This is a genomic window from Streptomyces sp. NBC_00989 (assembly GCF_045162655.1).
In the GTDB taxonomy this organism is placed as follows: Bacteria; Actinomycetota; Actinomycetes; order Streptomycetales; family Streptomycetaceae; genus Streptomyces.
In genome coordinates this window covers 11,025,337-11,041,014 of the sequence record NZ_CP108728.1, presented here as the reverse complement: position 1 = coordinate 11,041,014, position 15,678 = coordinate 11,025,337, and the positions used below count along the sequence as shown (strand labels likewise).

At 71.0% G+C, this 15,678-nt stretch carries 16 protein-coding genes; 8 read left to right on the top strand and 8 right to left on the bottom strand.

What is annotated here, in order from left to right:
* Positions 1–69 precede the first annotated feature (69 nt).
* Positions 70–600 (bottom strand): PadR family transcriptional regulator, encoded by a 531-nt coding sequence (locus OG714_RS49805; protein ID WP_406131112.1) that lies wholly within the window; start codon positions 598–600, stop codon positions 70–72.
* Positions 601–845: 245 nt separating this feature from the next.
* On the opposite strand from OG714_RS49805, the gene OG714_RS49800 reads away from it, so the two are divergent.
* The 3 genes from OG714_RS49800 to OG714_RS49790 all read left to right on the top strand — a co-directional run bounded on the left by OG714_RS49800 (position 846) and on the right by OG714_RS49790 (position 4,173).
* On the top strand, positions 846–1,277 hold the full coding sequence (locus OG714_RS49800; protein WP_406131111.1) for a hypothetical protein: 432 nt from the start codon (positions 846–848) through the stop codon (positions 1,275–1,277).
* Positions 1,278–1,593: 316 nt separating this feature from the next.
* On the top strand, positions 1,594–2,739 hold the full coding sequence (locus tag OG714_RS49795) for a hypothetical protein (protein ID WP_406131110.1): 1,146 nt from the start codon (positions 1,594–1,596) through the stop codon (positions 2,737–2,739).
* Positions 2,740–2,901: 162 nt separating this feature from the next.
* A complete protein-coding gene (locus OG714_RS49790) occupies positions 2,902–4,173 on the top strand; it encodes an alpha-L-fucosidase (protein ID WP_406131109.1) in 1,272 nt (423 codons plus the stop codon).
* Positions 4,174–4,242: 69 nt separating this feature from the next.
* On the opposite strand, the gene OG714_RS49785 is transcribed toward OG714_RS49790, so the two are convergent.
* The gene (locus OG714_RS49785) at positions 4,243–5,046 is read right to left on the bottom strand and encodes a helix-turn-helix domain-containing protein (RefSeq protein ID WP_406131108.1); all 804 of its coding nucleotides are present in this window, start codon (positions 5,044–5,046) and stop codon (positions 4,243–4,245) included.
* A gap of 156 nt (positions 5,047–5,202) precedes the next feature.
* Between OG714_RS49785 and OG714_RS49780 the strand changes: the two genes are divergently transcribed.
* From OG714_RS49780 to tgmB, 3 genes are all read left to right on the top strand, one after another.
* Positions 5,203–5,499: a YkvA family protein gene (locus OG714_RS49780; RefSeq protein WP_406131107.1), complete on the top strand. Its 297-nt coding sequence runs from the start codon at positions 5,203–5,205 to the stop codon at positions 5,497–5,499.
* Positions 5,500–5,663: 164 nt separating this feature from the next.
* A complete protein-coding gene (gene tgmA / locus OG714_RS49775) occupies positions 5,664–5,855 on the top strand; it encodes a putative ATP-grasp-modified RiPP (RefSeq protein ID WP_327406634.1) in 192 nt (63 codons plus the stop codon).
* A gap of 16 nt (positions 5,856–5,871) precedes the next feature.
* The gene (tgmB, locus tag OG714_RS49770) at positions 5,872–6,858 is read left to right on the top strand and encodes an ATP-grasp ribosomal peptide maturase (RefSeq protein ID WP_406131106.1); all 987 of its coding nucleotides are present in this window, start codon (positions 5,872–5,874) and stop codon (positions 6,856–6,858) included.
* 43 nt (positions 6,859–6,901) lie between these two features.
* On the opposite strand, the gene OG714_RS49765 is transcribed toward tgmB, so the two are convergent.
* Complete coding sequence (locus tag OG714_RS49765; RefSeq protein WP_406131105.1) at positions 6,902–8,059, bottom strand: serine hydrolase domain-containing protein; 1,158 nt, start codon at positions 8,057–8,059, stop codon at positions 6,902–6,904.
* A 201-nt stretch (positions 8,060–8,260) separates the two neighbouring features.
* Here OG714_RS49765 and OG714_RS49760 point away from each other — a divergent pair, with 201 nt between their 5' ends.
* Complete coding sequence (locus tag OG714_RS49760; RefSeq protein WP_406131104.1) at positions 8,261–10,300, top strand: SpoIIE family protein phosphatase; 2,040 nt, start codon at positions 8,261–8,263, stop codon at positions 10,298–10,300.
* A gap of 4 nt (positions 10,301–10,304) precedes the next feature.
* Here OG714_RS49760 and OG714_RS49755 read toward each other — a convergent pair whose 3' ends face one another.
* Positions 10,305–10,772 (bottom strand): hypothetical protein, encoded by a 468-nt coding sequence (locus tag OG714_RS49755; RefSeq protein ID WP_406131103.1) that lies wholly within the window; start codon positions 10,770–10,772, stop codon positions 10,305–10,307.
* Between the two features lie 144 nt (positions 10,773–10,916).
* Between OG714_RS49755 and OG714_RS49750 the strand changes: the two genes are divergently transcribed.
* Positions 10,917–11,882 carry a GlxA family transcriptional regulator gene (locus tag OG714_RS49750; protein ID WP_406131102.1) on the top strand — a complete coding sequence of 322 codons (966 nt, stop codon included), beginning with the start codon at positions 10,917–10,919 and terminating at the stop codon, positions 11,880–11,882.
* Between the two features lie 5 nt (positions 11,883–11,887).
* Here the strand turns inward: OG714_RS49750 and OG714_RS49745 are convergent, their stop codons facing one another.
* The 4 genes from OG714_RS49745 to OG714_RS49730 all read right to left on the bottom strand — a co-directional run bounded on the left by OG714_RS49745 (position 11,888) and on the right by OG714_RS49730 (position 15,665).
* Positions 11,888–12,121, bottom strand: a complete 234-nt coding sequence (locus OG714_RS49745; RefSeq protein WP_406131101.1) for a DUF5133 domain-containing protein — start codon at positions 12,119–12,121, stop codon at positions 11,888–11,890.
* A 74-nt stretch (positions 12,122–12,195) separates the two neighbouring features.
* Positions 12,196–13,968 (bottom strand): ABC transporter ATP-binding protein, encoded by a 1,773-nt coding sequence (locus tag OG714_RS49740; protein ID WP_406131100.1) that lies wholly within the window; start codon positions 13,966–13,968, stop codon positions 12,196–12,198.
* 89 nt (positions 13,969–14,057) lie between these two features.
* The gene (locus OG714_RS49735; RefSeq protein WP_406131099.1) at positions 14,058–14,915 is read right to left on the bottom strand and encodes an aldo/keto reductase; all 858 of its coding nucleotides are present in this window, start codon (positions 14,913–14,915) and stop codon (positions 14,058–14,060) included.
* 255 nt (positions 14,916–15,170) lie between these two features.
* Positions 15,171–15,665 (bottom strand): FBP domain-containing protein, encoded by a 495-nt coding sequence (locus tag OG714_RS49730; protein WP_406131098.1) that lies wholly within the window; start codon positions 15,663–15,665, stop codon positions 15,171–15,173.
* Positions 15,666–15,678: the final 13 nt, after the last annotated feature.

Genomic DNA, 15,678 nt, shown 5'->3' with positions numbered 1-15,678 from the left:
AGGGCCTCGGCCCGGCCCTCGATAGTCTCGTCTGGACTATCGAGACGGTAGAGGCGGCCGTCGTCGGGGTCAACGGTCCTGCGCGCGTTCGTCGCGGTGCCGCACCCACTGCCAGAAGTCGACCATCATCCGCTCGTACCGGATGCCGAACTCCAGCGCCTCGCGCTGTCCCGGGGTCAGCAACTCACCCACGCCGTCCGCGAGTTCCTCGTAGCCGCGCAGGGTCTTCTCGTGCTCGCCGAGCTGGACCGGGGCGAGGACGTCGGGCCGGCCGCCGAACCACAGCTTCAGAATGCCGCGCTCCCTGGCCTCCACCGGCACGAACTCCGGGTCATCGAGCCAGCCCCGGAGGGTGGCCCGGCCCTGGCCGGTGAGGGTCAGCACCCGGCGGTTGCGGCCGCTCTCCTGTCGTACCTGGGACAGCAGGCCCGCCTCCAGCAGCCGGTCGCACTGCGCGTACACCTGCGCGTGGGGCACCGACCAGAACGGCGCGACCGTGCGCGCGGCCTCCGTCTTCACGTCGTACGGACTCGCCTCGCCCAGTTTGTCGATGATGCCGAGGACGAGGAAGGAGGAGGTGGTCAGCCGCGCGTCAGACATGCGCCGACCGTATCGCGGTGTCGAACGAATACTTCAGGGCCGTAAATGCTGTGAACTGCCCCACGACGGGTAGTTCTTAACTCAGCGCCTTCTCCGCGTGAACACCTCCACTCAAAGGAACTGTGGTCTTGGCTCTCGCGTACCCTGACGCCCCATCAGCCCGCCGGCCGGGGCGCACCTGGACTATTCGCATCACAGGTCACCGCGACCGTACCGCCTCGGTCAGCTGCTCCTCCGGGTGCGGCATGCCCGCCCGGTCGCGTGACATCGCGGCCCTGCGCCGCTTCGCCGAAGCCCATGCGGCGGCCCACGTCAGAGCGGCGACCGTGCGCCCCGACGCGGCCTGCGGCTGCCGTCGCCAGCGCTGCGCGGCGCACGAGGGGACCCGGGTCGACTGCTCGGGCTCGGTGCTGCTCGTGCTGCGCCACGATCCCGCGGTCGGCCAGGTGTGGACCCTGGCCGAGGTCTGCGCGGCCTGCGCCTCGCTGATGACGCACACCCGCGTCGTCGGCAAGCCGCTGCCGCGCACCCGGCCGCCGCGCGAGGAGACGGTCGTCCCGCTGGAGGCGCCGTCCGCGACGAGCGCCCGCTCGGTGCCGGCCGGCTTCAGCGCGCCCCCGCCCGCACCGGGCACCCCGTCCCGGCCGGGCGCCGCGGACAGGCGTCGGGGACGGTGAGACCCGATGACACACGGAAGAGACCCGCCCCGAGCGGATGGTGGGCGGGTCCCGTCCGCCCCACCATTCTGCGGACAGGTTCACGTCAGAGGCACGCGTGAAACCCGCCTGCCCGGAGTGAACCGATCACACCCCGCGCGTAAACTCGCGCCGTATCCCAGGAAAATCGGGCATACGAGACGCTACGACCCCTGCTCGACCCCCCGCTTGACCCGCCAAGATCTCCCACGGTGATACTGGTGGGTCAGCACCGCCCCCGCCCGCAGATTGGCCTATGTCGAACTCCTCCACAGCTTCGCCCACGATCCCCCACACGGTGTGGTTGGCTCGCGGCCGCCACGTCGGGTCCGAGGACGCCGCGGATGTCGTACGGCGACAGCTGCAACGGCTCAAGGACCGCGAGGTCATCGACGACCACCTGGAACCGGAGGACGACCAGCACGAGGATCCGCGCGAGCGGGTCTTCGAGGCCCGGTGGCGGGTCGAGGGGACGGTGACCGTGCGGGCACGGCTGACCTTCCCGCCCCCTCCGGAACCGGGCGCGAACCCGGCCGGCTCCGATTCGGACGAGGGCCAGGAGTGGCTCCTGGTCGCGGAGGCCGAGCGGGTCTGGGATCCCCGGTGGCCCTCCCCCGCGACCATGTTCTGGCCCGAGGAAGCGGATGCCGGCTGGGACCACGTGACGGTTCCGGAGCTCCGGTTCCGGCAGGTCAATCCGCTGCCTTCCGACGAGAAGGATCTACGGCGCCTGTTCCGCAGCTGCGCGCAGGACGGCTGGAGCATCCACGTCGTCGTGCACGAGGCGATGACCCCCGACGCGCAGGGCCGACTGCCCCTGGCCCGGCTGCTGCCCGCGAGCCTCCGGCACTGCGTGGTGGAGCACCGGGCCACGCCGGACCAACTACGGTCCGTCAACTGGGCGTTGCTGCGCGAGTTCGACTTCCAGGTGCCGCGCGGCGGTGCCGTGATCCTGCCCACCAGTCCGGTGGCCCCTTCCTACGACGTGCGCGAGTTCTCCGTGCGCAGCGTCTTCCTCGACAGCTCCGAGCCCACCGAACTCGTGGACGTCCTCTGCCGCTACGCCGCCTCCGCGCGTCCCCTGCCGGACGGCGGCCAGGAGGCGGTCACCGCGCTGCGCGAGCAGTGGAAGCTGATGACGCTGGAGGAGGAACTGGCCCGCGAGCGCAGGCTCGTGGCCATGTACGCCGAGGCGCTTGAGGCGATGACCAAGTCCCGTGATCTGTACCGGGAGTCCGCGGACCGGGCCAACGAGGCACTGGCCGCGCTGCGCGAGTCGTCCGGCGCCATGTCCGGCCTGCCTCAGCAGTCCGCCGGGTCTCCGTTCCAGCGGACGTTCGGCCGGTTGAGGGACGCGACGAAGGCTCTGCGCCCCTCACCGCCGACCGACAGCGACCGTGCCGATCCACCGGGTGACGGCAGCCGCCCGGCCGAGGAGCAGTAGACGATCGACGGCGGGGCCGAGGAAAACGTCGTCACTCAGATGACGTCCAGGCACCTCGGCCCTACCGAAGGCCTACGCAGCGCAATACCCGTGGTGAAAATCGACCACCAGTGGTGATCGCCGCCCACGCGCCCCCGGCACCGTCCGTCCTAGCTTGGCGGCATGCCGATGCAACCCTGGTTCCGCGATGCCAAGTTGGGCATCTTCGTCCATTACGGGATCTACGCCGTCGACGGCGTGCCGGAGTCCTGGTCGTTCTACTCGGGCCAGGTCCCGCACGACCAGTACATGCGGCAGCTCGACGGGTTCACCGCCGCCCGCTACGAACCACGGGCCTGGGCACGGCTCTTCGCGCGGGCGGGTGCCAAGTACGCGGTGCTGACCGCCCGCCACCACGACGGCGTCGCCCTGTGGGACACCGCCCACGGTGACCTGGACGTGGTCCGCCGCACCCCGGCGGGCCGGGATCTGATCGGGCCGTACGCCGACGCGTTGCGCGAGGAGGGTCTCAACGTCGGCCTGTACTACTCCCATTCGGACTGGAACCACCCCGACTACGCCAGCACCGTGCACCCCCAGCCGCCCGACGAGGAGATCCGCACCAACCCGTACGCCTCCGCACGACCCGGCCACGAGGACCCGGCCGCCTGGGCCCGCTACCTCGCCTACCGCGACGGCCAGGTCGGCGAGTTGGTCGAGCGCTTCCGGCCCGACCTGCTGTGGTTCGACGGCGAGTGGGAGCGCAGTGAAGAGCAGTGGGGCATGCGGGAGTTGGCCGAGCTGATTCTCGGCGGGAACCCCGACACCGTCCTCAACGCCCGCATGCTCAGCTACGGGGACTACGCGACTCCCGAGCAGGGGGTGCCGCTGCAAGCGCCGGACGGGCCCTGGGAGTTGTGCCTGACGGTCAACGACTCATGGGGTTTCCAGCACGGGGACGAGCACCACAAGTCGGTGCGTCAGCTGGTGCGTTACTTCACGGAGACGATCGGCATGGGCGGCAATCTGCTGCTCGACGTCGGCCCGAGGGCGGACGGGACGATAACGCCCGCGCAGACGGAGCGACTTGAGGGGCTCGGCGCGTGGATCGCCCGGCACTCCGAGGCGGTGTACGGCACGGTCGCCGGTCTGCCAGCCGGGCACCACTACGGCCCCAGCACCCTCTCCGCCGACCGCCGCACGCTGTACCTGGTGTGCTTCGATCCGCCGCGCGAGTCGGTGTCCTTGCGTGGCCTGCGTACGCCGGTCAAGCGGGTCACTGTTCTCGGCACCGGTGCCGAACTCGCCCACGACGTCATCGGAGGGCTCGGCGACGTGCCGGGCGTGACGTGGATCGACGCCCCGGGCGCGGCCGACGTGGACGAGTCGGCGACGGTCCTGGCGGTCGAGTTGGACGGGGAGTTGGACGTGTACCGGGGAGCGGGCCGGGACTGAGGCATCCGCCACCCTTCACCCGTGACACCGGCCCGCACGCCCAGCCTTCAGGTCCCTCACACACGGCCTTCAGGTCCCGCCCACCCGCGCCCGAACCGCCCTGGGTGAAGCGCCCAGTTCGCGTCGGCACGCCTTGTTGAAGGCCTGGAGGTCGCCGATGCCGACGGCGGCCGCGATCGCCGGGACGGACAGGGTCGACTCGCGGAGCAGGTGCCGGGCGCGTTCCATGCGGCGGTGCCGGATGTAGGCGACGACCGTGGTGCCGGTCCCGGCGCGGAACAGGCGGATGAGGTGGTTGTGCGAGACGCCGGCCGCGTGGGCCACGGCGGGGACGGTCAGCGGGGCCGCCAGGTGCGACTCGATGTGCGCGACGGCGAGGGCGACCGCGGGGTGCGGTCCCGTGGTCCCACCGGCCGCCGGGGTCGCCAGGTCCGCCACGCGCCACAGCACGGTCCACAACTCGGCCGCCGCGCGGGCGGAGTTGCGCGGTGCCGCCGCCACGGCCCGCCGCATCAGGTCGGTCAGCACGGGCGTCTGCGTACCGGCGTCCTGCATCACGGGAACGGTCAACCGCTCGCCGGCCGACGGGAGTTCCAGGTGGGCGAAGAGGTGCTCGGAACGGCCCCGGTAGTGGAACCGCACCAGCGCGCCGGGCGGCACCAGGCTCACATGGCCGGGCCTGATCTCGTGCGCCACACCGTCGACGGTCAACTCCGCCTCGTAGGCGTACAGGTGGAGCTGCCAGAGGTCGGGCAGCCGGAACACGTCACGCGGGCCGGCCGTCCCGTGCACGCCGACGCCGAGGCTGGCCACGCGTGGTGGGGCGTCGAGGCCGATCCGTACGTGGGTTCCGGTGCCGATGGTCGCGCTCACGGTGAAAACGTACCAGTGCCCGACAAGGGCCCGGCGCCTGTCAAGACTCTTCGAAGCGTTCGGGTGTGATGTTCCCCTCGTCGGCCATACCGGGGCCGTAACCGGGCATCCGGATAGGGCACATGCCGTGCGGCCGTACCGGAAAAAGGGGCGCCAGTGGACTCGACCACGACCGTGATCGTCATCGTCGCGGTGCTCGCGGTGGTGCTGCTCGCCGTGGCCGTCGGAGTGCTGGTGCGGCTCGTCCGCATGCGGCGCTCCATGCGGCGCGCAGGGCTTCCGACCGGCCCCAAATGGGTTTTCTGGGGTGCCGTCCTCTACTTCGTACTGCCGACCGATCTGATGCCCGATCCCGTGTATCTGGACGACATCGCCGTACTTCTCCTCGCTCTTCGCACGATGCGCAACTCCCTCGGCGAGCAGGAGAAGGGGCTGCCGGGCGACCTCGACTGACCCCGGCGCGCGTGCCGGACTCCTTCCTGTGATTACGCAGCGTAAGGAAACCATTCACTCGTTCGATTCGTATAAGTCTCTGGAAGCAGACGGAAGTCAGCGGGCCAAGCGATCTCGCGGGGTGGCCACCGCTTGCACGAGGCAGTACCGACGAGGGAGAGACGATGCAACCGTTCGCGCTCAACTACGCTCGCCCGGCAGCACAGTTGGAGCTCAGCGCTCCGTACAGCTACGACTCCGGACTGCAGTTGAACGTGCTCGCCGACGGACGGGTCGCCGCCCATGATCTCGCTCTGCTGAGAGAACTGGGGACCACGACGTCCACCGCGGGATCGAAGACTCACTTCGACGACTGAACACGGAACGACGAAAATGACCGTCCTGGTCCTTACCTGCGAAGAGGACGTCACGGCGGACATGGTGGTGGTCCACCTCCACGCGTCCGGCGTCCCCGTGGTCCGGATCGATCCCGCCGACCTCACCGGCGGGGTCGCGCTGTCCGGGGAGTACGTGCACGGAGCCTTCCGCGGCCATCTGTCCGCCGGGGGGCGGCTGGTGAGCGTGAGCGGGCTGCGGTCCATCTGGGTGCGCCGACCGGGCGCCCCGGCGACCCGCGCGCCCCAGCCCTCCGCATGGCTGACCGAGGAGGCCTCACAGGCGCTCTACGGCATGCTCCGCGGCTCCGGCGCCCGCTGGATGAACCACCCCGACGCGTCCCGCCGCGCCCGGCACAAGCCCTGGCAGCTGCACTTGGCGCAGCGCAGCGGGCTGCCCGTGCCGGCCACTCTCATCACCACGTTCCCGCAGGCCGCCCGCGAGTTCTCGCGGCGCTTCCCGGACCTGGTGGTCAAGCCGGTCTCCGGCGCCCACCCGCAGGATCCGCCCCGGGCGGTGCCGACGAGCCGGGTCGCGCCGGACACCGACTTCGCCGCCGTCGCGTTCGGTCCCACACTGCTGCAACGCCGGGTCGCCAAGCGGGCCGACATCCGGCTCACCGTGGTGGGCGACCGGATGCTCGCCGCCCGCACGGCTACGGCCCCGGACCCCGACCCGGCCGAGGTCGACGTCCGCTTCGCCGTGTCGGCGCAGCCCTGGTGTCCCACCGAGGTCCCGCCGCGCATCGCCGCGGCCGTCCTGACGTACATGCGGAACGCCGAACTGGCTTACGGCGCCTTCGACTTCGCCGAGGACAGCGACGGGACCTGGTGGTTCCTGGAGTGCAACCAGTCGGGCCAGTTCGGCTTCGTCGAGGCGGAGACCGGTCAGCCGATCGCCCGGACGATCGCGGAGTGGCTGGCCCTGCCCGCCGCCTCGGAACGGGAGGGCCTCGTCAACGGGTCGGACAGCGCGGTCGGTTGAGCAGTAACGGTTCACCTGAGGCAGCGGGGGTGAGCGCCCCGGGTCAGGAGTGGCGCTCTGCCCCGTATGTCCCCAGCAGGCTGCACACGGCGTCCTCCTCGACAGCGCGCACCTTGCGCAGCAGTTCCGGGTTCCCCGCCTGGTTCACCTGAGTTGTCAATGAGAAAGTGAGCGAGCGTCGGCCGTCCGGGGTCGCCGCCATCAACTGTGTGTAACCAAGGGTGTTCCCGGTATGTCCGAGGACCACCCCGCACCGGGTGTCGTAGCGGAAGAGGGCGAGTCCGGCACTGTTGCGGCCCGGGCCGGCCGGTTCGGAGGCGCCGGGGATCCAGTGCCGCTGTTCCCGCACGGCCGCCTTCGAGGTGAGGGCCCCGGCGGCGTAGCCGCTGATGAACGCGGTCAGGTCGCGGGGCGAGGAGGTGATCCCGCCTGACGCCCACACGCCCGACATGCCGATCGTCTCGGAGACGTCCTCCGGTCCGGACGGTCCGCCGACCGCATAGCCGTGCATGTACGGGTCCGGCATCTCGTACCCCTGCGGCAGGCTCGTGTCGCGCAACCCCAGCGGCCGGTACACGTCGTGGCGCAGCAGGTCCTCGTACCGCGCGCCGGTCGCCGCCTCCGCCATCAGCGCTACGGCGATGTTGTCGGAGTTGGAGTAGCGGTACTGCGAGCCCGGCGTGAAGTTCAGCGGTTCGCCGGCCACGAAGTCGAGCAGCCGCCGCGAGTCGAAGAGCCTGTGCGGGTCGGCGGCGATGAGGCTCCGGAACCGTGGGCTCTGGCTGAAGTCCGGGAGCCCGCTGGTGTGTTGGAGCAGCTGGCGCAGGGTCACCTTCCGCCAGGCCCGGGGCAGGCGGGGCAGCCGGGTGCCGATCGTGTCGTCGAGGGCGAGCCTGTGTTGTCGTACGAGACTCAGGGCCACCGCTCCGCTGAACGCCTTGCTGGTGCTCGCGGTCCGGGTGTGGTCACCCGGTTCGAGCGGGCGGCCGGTGGTGATGTCGGCGGTGCCGGCGCGCAGCACGCGCTGTCGGTCGCCGTCGCGGAGCACGACGATCACGCCGGGCGGGCCGTCGGGGGCGGCGACCAGGTCGTCGAGGCCGCGCTGGAGGGAGTGGTCGTCGGCCGCGGCGGGCGACGCGGGCACGAGGGCACCCACGCAGGTGGCGACCAGGAGGGAGACGAGGCGGAGCGGCAGGGGCATGGAGTGTCCTGGGGGCAGTGGGGTCGGGGCACGACCAGAATCCGGGGGCCCGTCGGTGTCCGCGCGGGCGTGTGCTCCATACGGCCCCCTCCGCCTGTTCACCTCACGCGGTGTTGCCCCGCGGGGCGTGCTGTGCCGTAATCGGATGACCCGCGGTTCGGATCTTGGTGGTGCCTCGCCGCGCCGGAAGGAGCGGCTGGGATGGACGCTTACGGTGCCGGGGACGGTGTCTCGGCCGCCCCGGGAGGGCTGCTGGACCTGTTGCGGGTCGCGGCGGTGGTCCTGGACGCCGGCGGGTACATCGCGCTGTGGAGCCCCGAGGCGGAGCAGTTGCTCGGCTACTCCCCCGAGGAGGCGCTGACCCAGCGCGCGGACCGGCTGCTGGTGTCGCCCGACGACCGGGTCAGGGCGCGTGAACTGTTCGCCCAGGTCGGTACGGGCGCCCGCTGGGCGGGGGTCTTCCCGCTGCTGCACCGGGACGGCACGGAGCGCCCGGTGGAGTTCCGCACGATGCGGCTGCGCGACAGCCACGGCCAGCCGCATCTGCTGGGGCTGGCGGCGGACGCCACGACCGTACGGGGTGTGGAGCGGGACCTGGCGCTGTCCCACAGCCTGGTGCGTCAGACCCCGGTGGGTATCGCTGTGTTCGACACCGATCTGCGGTGGGTCGGCGTCAACCCGGCCCTGGAGCGGATGAACGGCGTGCCGGAGGCCGAGCTCGTCGGGCGCAGGGTCGGCGAGGTGCTGCCGAATCTCGACGTGGCGGCGATCGAGTCCCGGATGCGGCATGTGCTGATCACCGGCAATCCGCTGCTGGACCAGCAGACCGTGGGCCGGACGGCGGCTGACGTCACGGACCGGGCGTACTCGGAGTCGTATCACCGCATCGAGGACGCGCAGGGCCGGGTGCTCGGGCTGGCGATGGCCGTCCTGGACGTGACCGAGCGGGAGCAGGCGGCGGCCGAGGTCGCGCAGGCGCGCCAGCATCTGTCGGTCGTGGCGGAGGCCGGGGTGCGGATCGGGACGACGCTGGACCTCCAGCAGACCGCGCGGGAACTGGCGGACGTCGCCGTACCCCATGTGGCCGACCTGGCCGCCGTGGACGTACTGGAGTCGGTCGTCACGGACGGCACGATCACTCCGGTGACCGAGGACGCGCAGGTCGAGTTCCGCGCGCTGGCCGTCGCCGCCGGCTATCTCACCGACGCGATCCACGCGGCGGACCCGGTGGGCGAACTGGCCACCTACGGCCCCAACCGCATCATCACCCAATGCGTCCGCGAGGCCGGCCCGATCCTGGTCGAGCGGGTGGACCCGCCGATGATGCGCCGCATCGCCAGGGACGGCCGCGCCGCGCAGACCCTGCGCACGGCGGGCGTCCACTCCTACCTGGCCGTCCCGTTGATGGCGCGCGGCGAGGTGCTGGGCACGCTGAGCCTCTACCGCACCGTCAACGAGCGCCCCTTCGACGAACAGGACCGCGTCCTCGCCACGGAACTCGCCGCGCGCGCCGCGATCTGCATCGACAACGCCCGCCTCTACGGCCGCGAGCGCACCACCGCGCTGACCCTCCAGCGCAGCCTGCTGCCACCGGCCCCGGCCCGCCAGGAGGGGCTCGACATCGCCGCCCGCTATCTGCCGGCACTGAGCGAGGTCGGGGGCGACTGGTACGACGTGCTGCCGCTGGGGCCGGGCCGCACCGGGCTCGTCGTGGGCGACGTGATGGGCAAGGGCGTCCAAGCCGCCGCCATCATGGGCCAGTTGAGCACCGCGACCCGCGCACTGGCCCGGCTCGACCTGCCACCGGCGGAACTGCTGCACCACCTCGACGACCTCGCCGGTTCTCTCGGCGACGCGATCGCCACCTGTGCGTACGGCGTCGTCGACCTCGGGCGCGGCACCTGCGAGCTGTCGAGTGCCGGGCATCTGCCGCCCGTCCTGATCCACCCGGACGGCACCGCGGAACTCCTCGACATCCCCGGCGGAGTCCCGCTCGGCGTCGGCGGGGTGGACTTCGGGACCGCCGAAGTCGACTTCACCACGGGCGCGTTGCTCGCCCTCTACTCCGACGGGCTGGTGGAGAACCGCGGCGAGAACATCGACGTGGGGCTGCACGCGCTGACGCGGCTGTTGCAGAGTTCCCGCCGTCCCCTGGAGCAGACGAGCGACATGCTCCTCAACGCGCTGCGCCCTGAACCCGACGACGACGTCGCCCTGCTTCTGGTCCGCGCCACGGGCTGACCGGTCAGGCGCCCGTCGTCGAACCGGGACGGATGATCATGAGGACGGTGACGGTCGCCCACAGCAGGTTGAAGATGCCGGTGAACATGGCGAGTTGAACGGTCCCGGCCCGCTCCACGGGCCGCTGGGCGCCGAGTTGCTCCAGGAGTTCGTCCTGGCGGGGCAGCACGAAGGCGATCAGGATGCCGGCCGCCACCGCGGTGAGGGTGATGGAGGCGATGAGCCAGCCGCTGCCCAGGACGCCCATCGCGGACGCGGTGGCGAAGCCGAAGAGGGGCACCGCCAGCCCGACCGCGCCGTAGACACGGCAGATGCGATGCAGCAGTCGCACGGTCGTCACCCCCGCGTCGGGTCCGTCCGGGCCCGTGAGAGCGCGGCGGGCCGCCGGTGGGAACATGCTGGCGGCGACGGTGACGGGGCCGACCGCGACGATGGCGGCCAGGACGTGCAGGGTGAGAAGGATCTTGGTCACCGGCCCAGGCTAGGGACGTCCGACGCGGGAACACAGGGGCTGAAATGACAGCCTCCAACGGATTCTCGCCAATGCCCCTGAGGGGGCCATGGTGGTGAAAGGCCATGTCACGTCCCTGGCGGGAATCCGTCTATCGTGGCGTTCATGCACACCGTCGCGATCCTGGTCCTCGATCATGTGGTGCCGTTCGACATGGCGACACCGATGGAGGTGTTCGGGCGTACCCGGCTGCCGGACGGCCGGAACGCGTACCGGGTGCGGGTGTGCGCCGAGACGCCGGACGTGCGGACGGACGGGTTCGCGCTGCGGGTCGACCACGGGCTCGAAGCGCTGGTGGACGCGGACACCATCATCGTCCCGGGCCGCTCGGAGCGGGCCGCGCCGCCCTCCGCCCGGGTGCTGGCGGCGCTGCGGGAGGCGGCGGCGGGTACCCGGATCGTGTCCATCTGCGTAGGTGCCTTCGTGCTCGCCGAGGCCGGTCTGCTGGACGGGCTGCGCGCCACCACGCACTGGGTGGCCGCCGAACTGCTTGCCCGCACCTACCCGTTGGTCGAGGTGCAGCCGGACGTGCTGTACGTCGACAACGGGCAGATCCTCACCTCGGCCGGGGCCGCCGCAGGCCTCGACCTGTGCCTGCACCTCATCCGGCGGGACTACGGCTCGGCGGTCGCCGCGGACGCGGCCCGGATGTCGGTCATGCCACTCGAACGCGAGGGCGGGCAGGCCCAGTTCATCGTCCACCAGCACCCGCCGGTCCCCCAGGGCTCGACCCTCGAACCGCTGCTCCGGTGGATCGAGGACAACCTCTCCCATGAGGTCACCCTGGGCGCGCTGGCGACGCGATCGGGCATGAGCGAGCGGACGTTCAGCCGCCGTTTCCGCGAACAGACGGGCAGCACACCGCTTCAGTGGCTGCTGCGGGCCCGTGTTCGACGCGCCCAGTACCTGCTGGAGAACAGCGACCACACCGTCGAGCGCATCGCCCAGCAGGCCGGGTTCGGCTCCCCCACCGCGTTCCGCGAGCGCTTCCGCCGGGTGGTCGGCACCAGTCCGCAGGCGTACCGCTCGGCGTTCCACGGCAGGACGGTCCCCGAAGTGGCGCTCCCCTGACGGACCTACGCCGCGGCACGGCCGTCCGCGACCCCGCTCCCGCGCGCCGTCGCCAACAAGGCGTCCGCCTTGACGATGGCTTCCCGGATGCCGGTGGTGCCCATCATCACGCAGAGGGTGTAGACGACGTCGTTCAACTCGTCGGCCGCCTGGGCTCGGTGGCGCTCCGCCTGGGAGATACGCAGCACCGCGTACCGGGTGAGCAGTTTTCTGACGACCTTCGGGTCCGGCACCAGCACGGAACGCCCCTCTCTCGCTTTTCGCTCCGTGTGCCCAGCCCGCGCCGGTCCAACCAGCCGGCCGCGAGATCCGGTCAGGCGACCTGCCCGCTGTGCAGCGCCGTGTACGCCCCGCCCCGGCGCAGGAGTTCGTCGTGCGTGCCGATCTCCAGGATCTCCCCCTCCCCCATCACCACGATCCGGTCGGCGCCTCGGACGGTGGACAACCGGTGCGCCACCACGAAGGTCGTACGGCCGCGCAGCAGCCGGGCGAGGGCCTGCTGGACGAGGGCCTCCGAGCGCGTGTCCAGGGCCGAGGTCGCCTCGTCCAGGACGAGCACCTTGGGGTCGCGGATCAACGCCCGCGCGATGGCGAGGCGTTGACGCTGGCCGCCGGACAGCCGGGCCCCGCGTTCGCCGACCAGGGTCTCCAGCCCCTGCGGCAACTTGTCCACGAACTCCAGGGCGTTGGCGTCCCGCAGCGCCGCGCGCACCGAATCCTCGTCGGCGTCGTCCATGCCGTAGGCCACGTTGTCGCGGATCGTGCCGTCGAAGAGGATCGACTCCTGGGGGACGACCGAGACGAAGCGGCGGTAGGTGCGCAGGTCGAGGGTGTTCATGTCGGTGCCGTCGAGCAGCAGTTGACCGGTGGTGGGGCGGATGAAGCCGATGACGAGGTTGAGCACGGTGGACTTGCCCGCGCCGGACGCGCCGACGAGGGCGACGGTCTCGCCGGGTGCGACGGCGAGCGTGAAGTCGTGCACGGCGGGCCGTAGTTGGTCGTTGTCGTAGGTGTGGCCGACGTTCTGGAAGGTGACGGCTCCGCGCACCTCGGCGACCTCCGCCTTGCCCTCGTTGTCCTCCAACTCGGGTGCCTGGAGCACCTCGCCGACCGAACGGACCGATTCCAGGCCCTTGGTGATGACCGGGGCCAGGGTCGTGAGGGTCGTGGTGGAGTTGGTGAGGGTGGTCAGGAAGGCGCTCAGCATCACGACGTCGCCGGCGGTGACTCCCCAGGCGCCGTAGTACGACACCAGGGCCGCGCCGGCGAGGACCAGGACGCCGACGACGTTGAGGACGACCCAGGCCAGCGATCCGAAGCGGCCGTTGAGGAGGTCGAGGCGGTTTCCGGAGGTGAGCAGGCGGCGCAAGGTGCCGTCCATGCGGCGCAGGGCCTTGCCCTCCAGGCCGTGGGCGCGGGTGACCGGGATGAGACGGGTCATCTCCGTCACGCGTGAGGACAGGGTCTCCACCTCGTGGCGGAACTGCTCGTTGTGGGTGCGCAGGCGTGCCTTGAGCCGGGAGACGAGCAGCGCGGCGACCGGTACGACGACGATGAAGACGGGCACGAACTCCGGTGTCCGGATGCCGATGATGACCAGGCCGCCGGTGAGCACGGTGATCGCGCCGAGCCCGGTCTCCGCGGTCTGCTGGACCATCTGCTCGACCGTCTCCACGTCCCGCACGACCTTGGCCTGGAGCACTCCGGCGCTGACCCGGGAGTGGTAGCCGATGGAGAGCTGCTGCATGCGGGTGCACAGTGCCGAGCGCAGGTCGGTGCCCATGCGGCGGACGCTGCCGTAGAGGAGGCGTACGTAGAGCACGTGCAGGGGGTAGTTGATCAGCAGGATGAACAGGATGATGCCGGTGCTGATCCAGATTCCGCTGACCGGCTGGTGCTGGACGACCGTGTCGATGATCGACGCGGTGATCAGGGGGAGCAGCCAGATGGGGCTGTGCTTGACCGTGAACACGCCGACGGCCAGGGCCAGTCGTCTTCGGTCGGCCCGGAAGAGGTAGGCGAGGGTGCGGATCGGGTGTTCGTCGCGGTAGTGGTGGTCGAGCGGTTTCTCTGCGGGGGACGCCATGGGCAGTGATCCTTCCCCTGCGACCGGGTGGCGGGCAAGCGCTTTCCATCCTTGCCCGCCACGACGGCACCTCAGGCGTCACAGGCTACTCAGACGGCGTCCAGCTCCGCGATCTCCTCGGCGGAGAGGGTGAGTTCGGGTGCGGCGGCCGAGTCGCGGATCGTCTCGGGGCGGCTGGCGCCCGGGATCGGTACGACGACCGGCGACTTGGCGAGCATCCAGGCCAGGCACACACGCTGCGGGCTGACGCCGTGCTTCTCGGCGGTCCGGGCGAACGGCGCGTAGGCGGAGCCGAGTTCACCGGCGCGGGCGATGCCGCCGAGGGGGCTCCAGGGCAGGAACGCGATGCCGAGTTCGTCGCACAGGTCCAGCTCCGGCTCGCTGGAGCGGAAGGCCGGCGAGAACTGGTTCTGCACGGAGACCAACCGGCCGTCGAGGATCTCGTTCGCCAGCCGGATCTGCTCCGGGTCCGCGTTCGAGATACCGGCCAGGCGGATCTTGCCCTCGTCGAGCAACTCCCGTACCGCGCCCACGGAGTCCGCGTACGGGACCCTCGGGTCGGGGCGGTGGAACTGGTAGAGCCCGATGGCCTCCACGCCGAGCCGACGCAGGGACGCCTCGCAGGCCTCCTTCAGGTATGCGGGGCTGCCGTTCAGGGTCCAACTGCCGTCCCCGGGGCGGAGATGGCCGCCCTTGGTGGCGACGAGGACGTCCGCGCCCCGGTCGTGGGAGGCGAGTGCCTTGGCGATCAGGGTCTCGTTGTGTCCGACCTCGTCGGCGTGCAGGTGGTAGGCGTCCGCGGTGTCGATCAGCGTCACGCCCGCGTCGAGCGCGGCGTGGATGGTCGCGAGGGAGCGTGCCTCGTCCGGCCGCCCCTCGATCGACATGGGCATACCGCCCAGGCCGATCGCACTGACCTCGACGTCACCGATACGGCGGGTGTCCATGCTGGTGCTCCTCCTCCGGCTGTCACGCGGGACCGTGCCGTCCAGCATCGCCGGAGCCGGATCTCGGATCGCGGATCGGCTTCACGACGGGCGGGACGCATCGTCCAGCCTCTCCGGCCCGGGTCCCCAGGTCCAATAGAAGAAATCGAACGCATCCAGCAGTGGGGCTGCTCAATCGGGACCGCTTGGTCGGAACCGTTCGGCCGGGAGTGCTTGGTCGGGATCACTTCGTCGGGAGTGCTTCGTCGGGACTGCTCAACGAGCGGCGACCTTGGCGATGAACGCCGTGAGGTTGGTGACGGTCCGTTGGATCTTCTCCTCCAGGGTGAGCGACTCGGGCAGTCGTGCGCCGATACCCGCGACCTTCTTGCCGCGGACGTACAGCGGGCAGGCGAGGTCGTTGCATATGTAGGCACCCACGGAGTTGCCCTGCTGTCCGGCCCTGCCCGCCTTCGCGGCGGTCATCAGCGAGACGCCGCCGGTGTGCGTGGTCAGGCACATCGAGCACATACTGCGCCGCGTCTGCCAGGAGGCGGCGCCGGGAGAGCGCAGGGCGATCGCCGTCGGGCGGCCGTCCAGCTCGATGGCGAGGTAGGCGCGGTCGGGGGCCTGGGGGTCCCGCCAGCCGAGGAAGTCCAGGTCGTCCCAGGGCCGCTCGGCCAGGTCGCGGGGGACGGACAGCCGCTTGGCCTCGCCCTTGGTGCAGTTCACGAAGGCGGCGCGGATCTCGGGCTCGGTCAGTGGTCTCATGAATGGCACGCTA

Coding starts and splice junctions, on each gene's coding strand:
- OG714_RS49805 (WP_406131112.1), bottom strand. CDS start 600: ATGTCTGACGCGCGGCTGACCACCTCCTCCTTCCTCGTCCTCGGCATC.
- OG714_RS49800 (WP_406131111.1), top strand. CDS start 846: ATGCCCGCCCGGTCGCGTGACATCGCGGCCCTGCGCCGCTTCGCCGAA.
- OG714_RS49790 (WP_406131109.1), top strand. CDS start 2,902: ATGCCGATGCAACCCTGGTTCCGCGATGCCAAGTTGGGCATCTTCGTC.
- tgmA (WP_327406634.1), top strand. CDS start 5,664: ATGCAACCGTTCGCGCTCAACTACGCTCGCCCGGCAGCACAGTTGGAG.
- tgmB (WP_406131106.1), top strand. CDS start 5,872: ATGACCGTCCTGGTCCTTACCTGCGAAGAGGACGTCACGGCGGACATG.
- OG714_RS49765 (WP_406131105.1), bottom strand. CDS start 8,059: ATGCCCCTGCCGCTCCGCCTCGTCTCCCTCCTGGTCGCCACCTGCGTG.
- OG714_RS49760 (WP_406131104.1), top strand. CDS start 8,261: ATGGACGCTTACGGTGCCGGGGACGGTGTCTCGGCCGCCCCGGGAGGG.
- OG714_RS49750 (WP_406131102.1), top strand. CDS start 10,917: ATGCACACCGTCGCGATCCTGGTCCTCGATCATGTGGTGCCGTTCGAC.
- OG714_RS49740 (WP_406131100.1), bottom strand. CDS start 13,968: ATGGCGTCCCCCGCAGAGAAACCGCTCGACCACCACTACCGCGACGAA.
- OG714_RS49735 (WP_406131099.1), bottom strand. CDS start 14,915: ATGGACACCCGCCGTATCGGTGACGTCGAGGTCAGTGCGATCGGCCTG.
- OG714_RS49730 (WP_406131098.1), bottom strand. CDS start 15,665: ATGAGACCACTGACCGAGCCCGAGATCCGCGCCGCCTTCGTGAACTGC.